This window comes from Rhodococcus sp. LW-XY12, assembly GCF_019317345.1.
Lineage (GTDB): Bacteria > Actinomycetota > Actinomycetes > Mycobacteriales > Mycobacteriaceae > Rhodococcus > Rhodococcus pyridinivorans.
The window spans coordinates 3,581,996-3,594,636 of the sequence record NZ_CP079225.1 but is presented as its reverse complement, the minus strand read 5'-3'; the positions used below and the strand labels follow the sequence as shown (position 1 = coordinate 3,594,636).

At 67.7% G+C, this 12,641-nt stretch carries 15 protein-coding genes; 6 read left to right on the top strand and 9 right to left on the bottom strand.

Annotated elements, in window-relative coordinates; all coding sequences use genetic code 11:
* Positions 1–48: 48 nt before the first annotated feature.
* From trpS to KXC42_RS16770, 3 genes are all read left to right on the top strand, one after another.
* Complete coding sequence (gene trpS, locus KXC42_RS16780; protein ID WP_219129300.1) at positions 49–1,089, top strand: tryptophan--tRNA ligase; 1,041 nt, start codon at positions 49–51, stop codon at positions 1,087–1,089.
* A 16-nt stretch (positions 1,090–1,105) separates the two neighbouring features.
* A complete protein-coding gene (locus KXC42_RS16775) occupies positions 1,106–2,134 on the top strand; it encodes a YhjD/YihY/BrkB family envelope integrity protein (protein WP_039584843.1) in 1,029 nt (342 codons plus the stop codon).
* Positions 2,135–2,202: 68 nt separating this feature from the next.
* A complete protein-coding gene (locus tag KXC42_RS16770; protein WP_231414000.1) occupies positions 2,203–2,433 on the top strand; it encodes a LapA family protein in 231 nt (76 codons plus the stop codon).
* Positions 2,434–2,589: 156 nt separating this feature from the next.
* Here the strand turns inward: KXC42_RS16770 and KXC42_RS16765 are convergent, their stop codons facing one another.
* Genes KXC42_RS16765 through sdhC form a run of 4 tightly spaced genes read right to left on the bottom strand, consistent with a single transcriptional unit; the run spans position 2,590 to position 5,982 of the window.
* A complete protein-coding gene (locus KXC42_RS16765) occupies positions 2,590–3,366 on the bottom strand; it encodes a succinate dehydrogenase iron-sulfur subunit (protein WP_006550125.1) in 777 nt (258 codons plus the stop codon).
* On the bottom strand, positions 3,366–5,117 hold the full coding sequence (gene sdhA, locus KXC42_RS16760; RefSeq protein ID WP_006550126.1) for a succinate dehydrogenase flavoprotein subunit: 1,752 nt from the start codon (positions 5,115–5,117) through the stop codon (positions 3,366–3,368). The genes KXC42_RS16765 and sdhA overlap by 1 nt, the downstream gene beginning before the upstream one ends.
* Before the next feature lie 15 nt (positions 5,118–5,132).
* Positions 5,133–5,573 (bottom strand): succinate dehydrogenase hydrophobic membrane anchor subunit, encoded by a 441-nt coding sequence (locus KXC42_RS16755; protein WP_006550127.1) that lies wholly within the window; start codon positions 5,571–5,573, stop codon positions 5,133–5,135.
* A gap of 1 nt (position 5,574) precedes the next feature.
* Positions 5,575–5,982 (bottom strand): succinate dehydrogenase, cytochrome b556 subunit, encoded by a 408-nt coding sequence (sdhC, locus tag KXC42_RS16750; protein WP_071935442.1) that lies wholly within the window; start codon positions 5,980–5,982, stop codon positions 5,575–5,577.
* Positions 5,983–6,235: 253 nt separating this feature from the next.
* On the opposite strand from sdhC, the gene KXC42_RS16745 reads away from it, so the two are divergent.
* Genes KXC42_RS16745 through KXC42_RS16735 form a run of 3 tightly spaced genes read left to right on the top strand, consistent with a single transcriptional unit; the run spans position 6,236 to position 9,073 of the window.
* The gene (locus tag KXC42_RS16745; protein ID WP_006550129.1) at positions 6,236–6,655 is read left to right on the top strand and encodes a cytidine deaminase; all 420 of its coding nucleotides are present in this window, start codon (positions 6,236–6,238) and stop codon (positions 6,653–6,655) included.
* Entirely contained in the window at positions 6,648–7,931 is a 1,284-nt protein-coding gene (locus tag KXC42_RS16740) for a thymidine phosphorylase (protein ID WP_024101555.1), read from the top strand. The genes KXC42_RS16745 and KXC42_RS16740 overlap by 8 nt, the downstream gene beginning before the upstream one ends.
* 56 nt (positions 7,932–7,987) lie before the next feature.
* Entirely contained in the window at positions 7,988–9,073 is a 1,086-nt protein-coding gene (locus KXC42_RS16735) for an adenosine deaminase (protein WP_006550131.1), read from the top strand.
* Between the two features lie 143 nt (positions 9,074–9,216).
* Here the strand turns inward: KXC42_RS16735 and KXC42_RS16730 are convergent, their stop codons facing one another.
* Genes KXC42_RS16730 through KXC42_RS16710 form a run of 5 tightly spaced genes read right to left on the bottom strand, consistent with a single transcriptional unit; the run spans position 9,217 to position 12,583 of the window.
* Positions 9,217–10,455: a hypothetical protein gene (locus KXC42_RS16730; protein ID WP_019288544.1), complete on the bottom strand. Its 1,239-nt coding sequence runs from the start codon at positions 10,453–10,455 to the stop codon at positions 9,217–9,219.
* Between the two features lie 60 nt (positions 10,456–10,515).
* Positions 10,516–10,884 carry a YbaB/EbfC family nucleoid-associated protein gene (locus KXC42_RS16725; RefSeq protein ID WP_219129299.1) on the bottom strand — a complete coding sequence of 123 codons (369 nt, stop codon included), beginning with the start codon at positions 10,882–10,884 and terminating at the stop codon, positions 10,516–10,518.
* A complete protein-coding gene (locus KXC42_RS16720) occupies positions 10,881–11,195 on the bottom strand; it encodes a hypothetical protein (RefSeq protein ID WP_006550134.1) in 315 nt (104 codons plus the stop codon). The genes KXC42_RS16725 and KXC42_RS16720 overlap by 4 nt, the downstream gene beginning before the upstream one ends.
* A 60-nt stretch (positions 11,196–11,255) precedes the next feature.
* Positions 11,256–12,251: a C40 family peptidase gene (locus KXC42_RS16715; RefSeq protein WP_024101553.1), complete on the bottom strand. Its 996-nt coding sequence runs from the start codon at positions 12,249–12,251 to the stop codon at positions 11,256–11,258.
* On the bottom strand, positions 12,248–12,583 hold the full coding sequence (locus KXC42_RS16710; RefSeq protein WP_019288542.1) for a type VII secretion target: 336 nt from the start codon (positions 12,581–12,583) through the stop codon (positions 12,248–12,250). Before KXC42_RS16710 ends, KXC42_RS16715 begins: the two co-directional genes overlap by 4 nt.
* Positions 12,584–12,641: the final 58 nt, after the last annotated feature.

Sequence of the window (12,641 nt, the reverse complement as noted above, 5' to 3'; positions counted from 1 at the left end):
CCCACCTCGGTCGCAGCGCGGCGTGGCCTGCGTGGAATCATCGACGGCATGTCGAGCACTGCAGAACAGAACGCCACGAAGCCGAAGGCCCGCCCCCGTGTGCTGTCCGGCATCCAGCCCACCTCGGATTCGTTCCACCTCGGGAACTTCCTCGGGGCGCTGGCGCAGTGGGTTCCGGCGCAGGACGAGAACGACGCCTTCTACTTCATCCCCGATCTGCACGCGATCACCGTTCCGCACGAGCCGAAGCTGCTGCGCAAGCGAGTGCTCGTCTCCGTGGCGCAGTTGCTCGCGATCGGTATCGATCCGGAGAAGTCCGTGCTGTTCGTGCAGAGCCAGGTGCCCGAGCACGCCGAGCTCGCCTGGGTCCTGAGCTGCATCACCGGTTTCGGTGAGGCCAGCCGGATGACGCAGTTCAAGGACAAGTCGGCCAAGCAGGGCACCGAGCACGCCGGCGTCGGCCTGTTCACCTATCCGATCCTCATGGCCGCCGACATCCTGCTCTACCGCGCGAGCCACGTGCCGGTGGGGGAGGACCAGCGTCAGCACCTCGAACTCACGCGAGATCTCGCGCAGCGCTTCAACTCCCGCTTCGGCAAGACCTTCGTCGTCCCCGAGCCGACGATCGTGAAGGAGACCGCGAAGATCTACGACCTGCAGGATCCGACGTCGAAGATGAGCAAGTCGGCGACGACCGACGCGGGCCTGATCAATCTCCTCGACGATCCGAAGGTGTCGGCGAAGAAGATCCGCTCCGCGGTGACCGACAACGAGCGGGAGATCCGTTTCGACCGCGAGAACAAGCCCGGAGTGTCGAACCTGCTCACCATCCAGTCGGCGCTGTCGGGTCGCAGCATCGACGAACTCGTCGCCGGCTACGAGGGCAAGGGTTACGGCGATCTGAAGGCCGACACCGCAGAGGTCCTCACCGAGTTCGTCACCCCGATCCGCACCAAGGTCGACGAGTACCTGGCCGACCCGGCCGAACTGAACCGCATTCTCGCGGGCGGCGCGGACCGCGCTCGCGAGGTCGCATCCCGCACCTTGGCGCAGGTCTATGACAAGGTGGGTTTCCTGCCGCGGACCTAGACGAAGGAGCACCCGGATGGCCGGCGAACCCGACGAGAAGCCGGGATTTCTCGAACGTCAACGCGCGGCCCATCCCGTGCTCGACCGCATCCTCCGGGCCGGGGTTCGGTACCAGGAGAACAAGGGCGACTACTACGCGGCCGGTCTGACCTACTTCACGGTGCTGGCGATCGTCCCGATCATCATGGTCGTGTTCTCGCTGGCCGGTTTCGTGCTCGCCGGGCGACCCGAACTGCTCGACCAGATCCGGCAGATCATCTCCGAGAACATTCCCGGTCAGCTCGGCGGCACCGTGCAGAGCCTGATCGACTCGGCGATCGAATCCCGCGGCGCGGTCGGCCTCATCGGCCTGCTCACCGCCTCGTATGCCGGTCTGGGCTGGATCACGAATCTTCGCGAAGCCCTCACCGCCATGTGGGAGCACCCGCGCGACAAGGGCAACTTCCTCGTAGTGAAGTTGCGCGACGGGGGCGCACTTCTCAGTCTCGGACTCGCGATGACCGTGTCGTTGGGGCTCTCGGCGCTGAGCAGCGGGCCGATCGCGCGCAGGATCGTCGAGCTGCTCAACATGGAGAATCTCGTCGGCATCGGCGTGGGTCTGCGAATTCTGGCTCTGGTGGCGGCCACTGCCGCCACCGGTCTGGTGTTCACCTGGGTGATCGCTCGCCTGCCCCGCGAACCCGTTCCGTTCCGCAGCGCGCTCGTCGCGGGTGCGATCGCCGGGATCGGTTTCGAACTGCTCAAGCAGACGGGTTCGATCTACCTCGAACGTGTGCTCAACGGCCCGGCGGGCGTCGCCTTCGGCCCGATCCTCGGCATCCTCGTGTTCGGTAACCTCACGGCCCGCCTGGTGCTCTTCTGCACCGCGTTCGCAGCGACGTCCCGAGCGAGCCTCGCACTCGCACACCATCCCGCGCCCACAGGGGCGGTCATCACGCCTCGCCTCGAGGTGCACGAGGGTCTCGACGCGCGCCGCGGCGCCGCAATCCTCGGTGCGGGCCTGGTCGGTGGACTCCTCGCCGGGCTGCGCTTCCGGAGGAAATGAGCGAACTCCCGGGGTGAAAACTCGGTTCGGGGGTGCCGATCGTGCCGCGGACGGGCGACGATGGAGGCGTGGCAAAACAGACGCGATCCGCCGCGCCCCAACGCGCGTTCCGGGTGACTCCGCGCAGAGCGCTCGCGGCCGTCCTGGTCCTGCTCGCTGCGCTGTTCGTTCTCCAGAACCGCAACAGTACGAGCATCGACCTCTTCTGGATCTCGCTGCAGGCACCGCTGTGGCTGGTGCTCGTCATCATCTTCGCGGTCGGGTGGGTCGCGGGCTTCCTGTTCGCACGCGGACGCTGATCCGCATCGGTTCGGCCACCGGCAACGGAGCACAGGGGAGTGGGCACAGCGGAGTGGGCGCAGCGGAGTGGGCGCAGCGGAGTGGGCACAGCGGAGTGGGCACCGACGACAGCAGGCCCGTCCCCGAAGGGACGGACCTGCTGTCGTGCGAGGTGATCAGCGAGCGAACATGAGCGCGCGCTTGACCTCCTGGATCGCCTTCGTCACCTGGATGCCACGGGGGCACGCGTCGGTGCAGTTGAAGGTGGTGCGGCAGCGCCACACGCCTTCCTTGTCGTTGAGGATGTCCAGCCGCTCGGAGGCACCCTCGTCACGCGAATCGAAGATGAACCGGTGCGCGTTGACGATCGCGGCGGGACCGAAGTAGCTGCCGTCGCTCCAGTACACCGGGCACGAGGTGGTGCAGCACGCGCACAGGATGCACTTGGTGGTGTCGTCGAACCGGGCACGGTCGGCCTGCGACTGGATACGCTCGCGGGTCGGCTCGTTGCCGGAGGCGATGAGGAACGGCTTCACGGCGCGGTAGGCGTCGAAGAAGGGCTCCATGTCGACGACGAGGTCCTTCTCGACCGGAAGGCCACGGATCGGCTCGATCGTGATCGTGACGTCCTTGCCGTTCTTGTCCAGCATGTCCTTCATGAGGATCTTGCAGGCGAGACGGTTGACGCCGTTGACACGCATCGCGTCCGAGCCGCACACGCCGTGGGCGCAGCTGCGACGGAAAGTGAGCGTGCCGTCGAGGTAACCCTTGACGTAGCCCAACAGGTTGAGCAGACGGTCGGACGGCAGCGCCGGCACCTGGAACGAATCCCAGTGCTGACCCTTGTCGTCCTCCGGGTTGAACCGGGCGATCTTGAGGGTGACCATCGTCGCGCCCTCGGGCACGGGTGGCAGTGTCGACGCGCCCGTGTCGGTCTTCTCGATGGTTGTCATCAGTACTTACGCTCCATGGGCTCGTACCGGGTCTGGACCACCGGCTTGTAGTCCAGGCGAATGTCGGAGATCAGTTCCTCGCCCACCTTGTACGCCATGGTGTGCTTGAGGAAGTTCTCGTCGTCGCGCTTCGGGTAGTCCTCGCGGGCGTGTCCGCCACGCGATTCCTTGCGGTTCAGCGCGCCGACGACGGTGACCTCGGCCATCTCGAGGAGGAAGCCGAGCTCCAGCGCCTCGAGCAGGTCGCTGTTGTAGCGCTTGCCCTTGTCGTGGACCGTGATCTCCTTGTAGCGCTTCTTCAGCTCGTGGATGTCGTTGAGCGCCTGCGTCAACGTCTCCTCGGTGCGGAACACCGACGCGTTGTTGTCCATCGTCTGCTGCAGCTCGGTGCGGATGTCGGCCACCCGCTCCTTGCCGCCCTGGTGCAGGATCAGATCGAGCCAGTCGTCGACGTACTTCGTCGGCTGCTCGGGCATCTCGACGTGCTTCGTGCTGTTGGCGTACTCCGCGGCGGCGATGCCGGCGCGACGACCGAAGACGTTGATGTCGAGCAGCGAGTTGGTGCCGAGACGGTTGGCGCCGTGGACGGACACGCACGCGCACTCGCCGGCCGCGTACAGGCCGGGCACGACGTTCTCGTTGTCGCGGAGGACCTCGCCGTCGACGTTGGTCGGGATACCGCCCATGACGTAGTGGCAGGTCGGGAACACGGGCACGAGCTCGGTGACGGGGTCGACACCGAGGTAGGTGCGGGAGAACTCGGTGATGTCGGGGAGCTTCTCCTCGAGGACGTCCTCGCCGAGGTGGGTCACGTCGATGTAGACGTAATCCTTGTTCGGTCCGGCGCCGCGACCCTCGAGCACCTCGAGCACCATCGAGCGGGCGACGATGTCGCGGGGCGCGAGGTCCTTGATGGTGGGGGCGTAGCGCTCCATGAACCGCTCGCCGTCGGCATTGCGGAGGATGCCGCCCTCGCCACGCACGGCCTCCGAGATGAGGATGCCGAGACCGGCCAGGCCCGTCGGATGGAACTGGTGGAACTCCATGTCCTCGAGCGGCAGGCCCTTGCGGAAGATGATGCCGAGGCCGTCACCTGTGAGGGTGTGGGCGTTCGACGTCGTCTTGTACATACGGCCCGAGCCGCCCGTCGCGAAGACGATGGCCTTGGCGTGGAAGACGTGGATCTCGCCGGTCGCGAGCTCGTACGCGATGACACCCGTCGCGACGGGACCGTTCTCGGTCTCGGTGAGGGTGATGTCGAGTGCGTAGAACTCGTTGAAGAACTCGACGTCGTGCTTGACGCAGTTCTGGTACAGCGTCTGCAGAATCATGTGGCCGGTGCGGTCGGCGGCGTAGCACGCGCGACGGACCGGGGCCTTACCGTGGTCGCGGGTGTGACCACCGAAGCGACGCTGGTCGATCTTGCCCTCGGGCGTCCGGTTGAACGGAAGACCCATCTTCTCGAGGTCGAGAACGGCGTCGATGGCCTCCTTGGCCATGATCTCCGCAGCGTCCTGGTCGACCAGGTAGTCGCCACCCTTGACGGTGTCGAAGGTGTGCCACTCCCAGTTGTCCTCTTCGACGTTCGCGAGGGCGGCGCACATGCCACCCTGAGCGGCGCCGGTGTGGCTGCGGGTGGGGTAGAGCTTCGTGAGCACTGCGGTGCGCGCACGCGGGCCGGCTTCGATGGCCGCACGCATGCCGGCGCCGCCGGCGCCGACGATGACTACGTCGTAACGATGTTCCTGCATGAAGGTTCGGCTCCCCTAGCTCGCCGTGATGTTCGGGTCGAAGGTGAAGATCACGTAGGTGCCCAGGCCCATGATCAGGATCATCGACACGACGAGGATCGTGTTGAGCCAGAACCGGGTGGAGTCCTTACGTGCGTAGTCCGCGATGACGGTGCGCAGACCGTTACCGCCGTGGAGCTGTGCGAGCCACAGCATCGACAGGTCCCAGAACTGCCAGAACGGGCTGGACCAGCGGCCTGCGACGAACGCGAAGTTGATGCGGTGCACGCCGTCATCGAGCATCAGCATGATGAAGAGGTGACCGAGGACCAGGATGATCAGGGCCAGGCCGGACAGGCGCATGAACAACCAGGCGTAGAGCTCGAAGTTGTTCTTCGCGGCACGCCGCGGCGTGCGCGGGTTGTCGAGGCCTGCGGGCCGGTCGTATTCCTTACCCAGAGTCTTCGCTTCGGTCATGTCAGTGCCCCGCAAACGTGTTGAAGAGGATGCGAACGGCCGCGGGGATCATCACCACGAACCAGATCGCGAGGATCGTCCAGAGCATCACGCGCTGGTACTTCGGGCCCTTCGACCAGAAGTCCACGAGCATGACCCGCAGGCCGTTGAGTGCGTGGTACAGGACCATCGCGACCAGGCCGAGCTCCATGAGGCCGACGATCGGGTTCTTGTACGTATCGATCACCGCGTCGTAGGTCTCGGGGTTGACCCGGACGAGTGCGGTGTCGAGGACGTGGACGAAAAGGAAGAAGAATGTCGCCACGCCCGTGATCCGGTGCAATACCCAGGACCACATGCCGGGGTCTCCCCGGTAAAGCGACCGTGTGCGCCCCGCCTTTGCGGGGGCGGCTTCAGTCGTGCTGCTCATCGAGTGCTGTGCCTCCAACGTCAATGGTGGACGCGTCGAGCTGCTCCTACCTGTGGGGGATTCCGCAGTACGGGCCCGACGTGAACCTGAACCGACTTGGATCGACTCTAGACCCATCCCAAACTCGGGAACCAATCTCCTGCGCCATTCGTACAGGCCCCAAAAGCGAAGTTAGGTTTGCCTTTCCAACTGTGATCTGGCGCAGTGGGGGTCGCCTACCGTCGTCCACGCCACCGTGACAGGATGGGGAACCATGCCGGACATCGACTGGAAAATGTTGCGCGCCAAAGCACATGAGGTGATGGGTCGAGCCTACGCCCCCTACTCCGGGTTCCCGGTGGGGGCTGCCGGCCTCACCGTCGACGGTCGGATGGTCCTCGGGTGCAATGTGGAAAATGTCTCACACGGACTGGGACTGTGTGCCGAATGTGTACTCGTCGGTAACTTGTTCGCCCAGGGTGGAGGGCGTCTGCGGGCCGTCGCCGTCTGCGACTCCCGAGGCCACGTCCTGACCCCGTGCGGCCGGTGCCGGCAGGTGCTCCTCGAACACGGCGGTCCCGATCTCGAGGTCGACGCCCAGGGCGGCCCGCGTCGCCTCTGCGAGCTCCTCCCCGACGCGTTCGGCCCCGACGATCTGGCGGCCGTGCGGGAGAACGAGGACCGCCGTGCCTGACATCGTCACCGTCATCCGCCGCAAGCGCGACGGACACGAGCTCTCCGGCGCCGAGATCGACTGGGTCATCGAGGCGTTCACCCACGAGATCGTCTCCGACGCCCAGATGTCGGCCCTGGCGATGGCAGTCTGGTTTCGCGGCATGAGCCGGGTCGAGACGGCACGCTGGACCACCGCCATGATCGACTCCGGTCGTCGTCTCGATTTCTCCGCTCTCGGCCTGCGCACCGTCGACAAACACTCGACAGGCGGTGTGGGGGACAAGATCACACTGCCGCTCGCACCGCTCGTCGCGGCCTGCGGCGTCGCCGTCCCGCAATTGTCGGGCCGCGGTCTCGGTCACACCGGCGGCACCCTGGACAAGCTCGAGGCGATCCCCGGCTGGAAGGCCGATCTGACCACCGCGGAGATTGCCGAGATCCTCAGCGACCCGGCCGTCGGTGCGGTCGTGTGCGCGGCGAGTGCCGATCTCGCCCCCGCCGACCGCAAGCTCTACGCGCTGCGCGACGTCACCGGGACCGTCGAGTCGATCCCGCTCATCGCCAGCTCGATCATGAGCAAGAAGATCGCCGAGGGCACCGGAGCCCTCGTCCTCGATGTGAAGGTCGGCAGCGGCGCCTTCATGAAGGAACTCGGCGAGGCCCGCGAGCTGGCGCGCACCATGGTCGAACTCGGCACCGACGAAGGGCTGCCCACGACGGCCCTGCTCACCCGCATGGACAGCCCGCTCGGGCGCACGGCGGGCAACGCGCTCGAGGTCCGGGAGGCCGTCGAGGTGCTCGCCGGCGGCGGACCCGACGACGTCGTCGAGCTGACCCTGGCCCTGGCCCGCGAGATGCTCGCCGCCGCCGGTGTCGACGATGTCGATCCCGCCGACCGACTGCGCGACGGCACCGCAATGGACCGGTGGAACGCGATGATCGCCGCCCAGGGCGGCGACCCCGCGGCGCCGTTGCCGGTCGCGACCCACACCGAGACCTTCCACGCCGACGCGGACGGGGTGGTCTCCGAACTCGACGCGTACAAGGTCGGTATCGCCGCCTGGCGGCTCGGAGCCGGTCGCGAACGGCAGGGTCAGGACGTGCAGCCCGGGGCCGGTATCGAACTGCACGCGGTCCTCGGTGATCGCGTCCGCGCGGGGCAGCCGATCGCGACGCTGCACACCGACACTCCGGGACGTATCCCCGACGCGCTCGCCGCCCTCCGCGGCGGTGTCCGAATCTCCGACACGGCCCCCGTTCGGCAGCCGCTCGTGATCGAACGGATCCGGGCGTAGGGGCTCGGTGGCCGGAGACCGAGCGGAACCGGCCGCCGCCGACTACCGTCCCGATCATGAACGGCCGTCTGACTCCCGAACTCGTTCGCACCGCACCCAAAGTGGTCCTACACGATCACCTGGACGGCGGACTCCGTCCCCGGACGGTCCTCGAACTCGCGGACGCGTGCGGGTGGTCGTTGCCCGCGGACACCGAAGCGGATCTCGCCCGCTGGTTCCGCGAATCCGCCGACAGTGGGTCGCTCGAGCGCTATCTCGAGACCTTCGAGCACACCGTCGCCGTGATGCAGACGGCAGAAGGACTCGAACGCGTCGCACGCGAGTGCGTCCTCGACCTCGCCGACGACGGCGTGGTGTACGCCGAGGTGCGGTTCGCGCCCGAGCAGCACCTGGAGAAGGGACTGTCTCTGGACGAGGTCGTCGAGCGCGTCCTCGAAGGCTTCCGAGCCGGGGAATCGGAGGTGGCCGCCGGTGGTCGTCGCATCCGGGTGCGCTGCCTGCTCACTGCGATGCGGCACGCTGCACGCTCGTTGGAGATCGCCGAACTCGCCGTGCGCTTCCGGGACCGCGGCGTGGCGGGATTCGACATCGCCGGCGCCGAAGCGGGCAACCCGCCCAGCCGTCATCTCGACGCCTTCGAGTACACCCGCGCGGCCAACGCGCACTTCACGATCCACGCCGGTGAGGCGTTCGGGCTCCCGTCCATCCACGAAGCGGTCGCCTTCTGCGGCACCGACAGACTCGGCCACGGTGTGCGCATCGTCGACGACATCGAAGTGCACGACGACGGAACCGCCACTCTGGGCCGGCTCGCGAACTACATCCGCGACAAGCGCATCCCCCTCGAACTGTGCCCGTCGTCGAACGTGCAGACCGGCGCGGTGCGCACGCTCGCCGAGCATCCCTTCGACCTGCTGGCCCGCCTGCGCTTCCGCGTCACCGTCAACACCGACAACCGGTTGATGAGCGACACCACGATGACGCAGGAGATGGTGCGGCTCGTCGAGACCTTCGACTACAGCTGGGTCGACCTCGAACGGTTCACGATCAACGCGATGAAGTCGGCCTTCCTCCCGTTCGACCAGCGACTGGAACTGATCGACGACGTCATCAAGCCTGGATACGCCGTCCTCGTCGGGTAGAGACCGCGACCCGCAGATACCTCTATGGGTGCGCGGGGCGGGAAATGGTCATCGGAGCGCGTTACAACGCGCTCTTGTGACCACTTCGCGCGCCGGAGTGCCCAAGTGGAGCTGCCGTCAGTGCCGACCCGACGCGACGCGCGTCAGTGCCGACGCAGTCGCGCTTCGAACTCGCGCTCGAGCTCGCGCCAGGCGAGGGATTCGGTGTCGAACGGCGGCTTGGGTGCCGTGCGTCCCGAGTCGGGTTCGATCACGTGGTTGACGAACCAGCCGAGTTCCGTGGACGCGGCGAGCGCGGCCTCCGTCGAGTCGTCGTCCGCGAAGTTCGCTGCGTCGACGAACAACTCGACCGCGAGTTCGAGCTGGTCGGGGTCGACGGCCGCAACACCCTGAGCGATGTCGTCGGCGATCCCGGTGAGCACATAGACGTTGTCGTCGGTGACCGTCACGTCGAGCGATCCGTCGACGGCGGCGAGCTGGATCTCCGTGTACGGCTCGAGCGTCGCGAGGTCGTGGTCGTGGTTGTCGGCGAGGTGGCGGGCCAGCGCGCGCTCGGACGGGAAGACGTCGATCGTGCCGTCGTGGCCGAGGAAGACGGCGTCGTCGTTCACGTAGCACCGCAGCGAGTACCAGGTGCCGTCGGTCGTGATGATCCGGACGGGATCGATGCCGACCCGGGCCCAGAACTCGTAGCCGTCGTCCTCGTCATCGGTGTCGATGAACTCGTACTCGTCGTCGGCGTCGACGTCCTCGACCGTGTCGTCGGCCTCGACCTCGTTCTCGTCGACCGCGACGAGCTCGGATTCGATCTCGGCGACCACGGCAGCATCGACGTCGGGAGTGGAGATCACGGCGTCGAGCGCGTCGATCACGCCGTCCCAATCCTGCGCGACCGCGGTCCCGACGCGATTCCACAGGTCGAGGCCCTCACGCGTGCGGAAGGCCGAGACACCGTGCTGCAACAGGAGGTCGATCTCCTCGCGTTCGAAGAACTTCGTCACGACGTCGAGATCGCAGACGTCGCCGAGGATGCTCACGATGTCGAAGGTGTCCTGCAGCTCGGACACCGACACGGGATCCGGATCGTCGGCCACGAGTTCGGGGACGCCGACGAGGTCGTAGGTGTGCGGTTCGTCGGGTTCGAACTCCGAGGCCGCAAGCTTGGACACGATCGGCCACGCCTCGTGCTCGACGAGGTCGTTGTCGGCACCCGAACGCACGAACGCGACGAGCTCGGGGACCGACGGGAAGGCGTACAGATCGTCGCCGTGGCCGAGGAATGCCTCCCACTCGTCGTCGCCTTCGCGCCAGCGCGGCGCCCAGAGCGTCACGAGGTTGCCGTCGGTGAGACCGAGCTCGATCGGGACGATGTCTCCAGCCATGGCGCGAAGCCTAGCCATGTCGGCGCCGAGAATATAGCCGGGGGCGGCTCGCTATCGGTTTCATCGCGTTACCGGACGGTCGCCGACGGTGACCGGGTGGTGACCGACGGCGACCGGACCGGTGTCGCTCGCGTCGAGGGCCGCGCGGAGCTCGTCCATCGCGGAGACGCGCGCGGCAGCGGCCTGCCGTGCGGCGTCGTGCACGGTCGCGAGAATCACCGCGGCCAGTTCGCGGGGGTCGGTGCCGCCGATCGGCTCGGCCAGCTCGAGTCCTTCGAGCGCTCCCGAACCGTCCACACGGGCGGTCACGCGTCCGTCGGGACTGCTCGCGGTGCCCCGGACCGCGCCGAGCCTCTCCACCGTGCGTTCGAGCGCATCGAGCCGGACGTGGGCTCGGTCGACGATCGCCTCCACCATCGGTTCGCTCATCGAACGAGACTTCCACGACGATCGGTCGGTCCGTCCGCCAGGTCGGCGCGGGACGGCAGCCGCATCCGGTCGAGGATCTCGCGGGGGACACCTTCGGCGGCGAGGCGTTCGCCGCGGACCACCGCGGCCTCGAGAGCGGCCTGCCGGTTCAGGGCGAGGATCTGATCGGCCAGTTGCCGTGCTCCGTAACGCAACTCGCGGGGGTCGATGCGAAGGTCCACGGGTAGTCCACCGTCCGTCGTGCGCACCGAGATCGTCCCGGCCCGGTTGTGGGCGGTGGCCGTGATCGGTTCCGTCGTCGTGCTGTCCATATCGGGTTGGACGCAGCGCGAGCCCGGCCGGTTCCCTCCCGGTGCGGAGATTCTCCGGAATCAGCCGGCGGTCGGGCGGTAGACACCGTGGAAGGCCATTCCACCGTTGCTGGTGCGCATCGGCGTCACGGAGACGGGGTCGCCCGCCTCGACCATGAGGCCGTTGCCCACCACCATCGCCACGTGCCCGTCCCACACGACGAGGTCTCCGGGCAGGGCGGCCGCAGGATCCACCCGTGTGCCGACGTCCTGTTCCTGGGCCAACCGCGGCAGTTCGACCCCGGCCTGCGCGTAGGCGTACTGCGTCAGTCCGCTGCAGTCGAGGCCGGAGCCGGGACTCGTGCCGCCCCACACGTACGGGGTGCCCTGCTGGGCGAGGGCGTGACGCACCGCTGCCGCAGCGGTCTCGTTCGGTGCCAGGCTGACGCTGCCGTCCGGAAGCCGCACCTCCACGCCCGTCGAGAGCCCTCCACCGAAGGTGTGGAGCGAACGTGGCTCGTCGCCGGCCGGGTCGGGGCCGGGATGGTGGCCGGAGTCGATCGGGGGAGCGGAGGGCTCGGGTGGAAGGAGTGCGGACGCCCGATCGGTCAGCTCCGCGAGCGTTCCGGTCACCTGTGTCAGCACGTCCAGCCCGGCGACGAGGTGGTCGATCGCCACTGCGAGGAGCGCGAGCTGCCCCTGTGGAAGCGACGTCGCGGGTGCGGCCTGCTCGGCGAAGGTGACGAACGAGTCGACGAGGCGAGCGATCTCGGCCGCACCGGTGACCACCGTGACGGTCGCCTCGAGCGCGATCCCGGCCAGTGCCGACCCACGATCGGCCGCCGCGAGGACGTCGGCGAGGACCTGCTCGGCACTCGCGATCGCCTGCGAGGCGGCCGGGCCACCCCAGGCCCAGGCGAGCTCGGCGACAGCGTCGCGCCCGGTCGCATGTACCTCCTCGGCCCACTGCGCACCGATGCGCACCATCTCACCCGGATCGACGCCGGGTGGCAGCGCGGTGCCGAACGCGTCGAGCAGGCCGGTCAGCGGAGCGACGAGCAGATCCCCTCCGATCACAGTGACTCCACGACGGAGTCGAGTCGTGCGGCGGTGTCGTCGGTGGTGTGCTCGTAGGCGGCCGCGGAGGCCTTCGCGGCGTCTCCCATTCCGCCGAGCAGGTCGCCGAGCCGGCCGAGATCGCGCACGTGCGCGGAGTGGGTCGCGGTGAGAGCGGCGAGCACGGGTGCCCCGATCGGACCCAGTGCGGCGCTCAGCGCCGAGGGGTCGCCGTGCCGTGTCCGTTCGGCGGCCTCGTGCAGGCGCGCGGCGAGTTCGACGGCGTCGTCGCCGAACCTCCCGACGGCACTCGTGTCGATCCGTATCGCGTCCCTACCGGAGTTCTCGGTCACCTCGTCGCCTCTCGCGTCGTTGATGTGGGATTCGGCACCTTCGGAGGGTTCCGTCCCT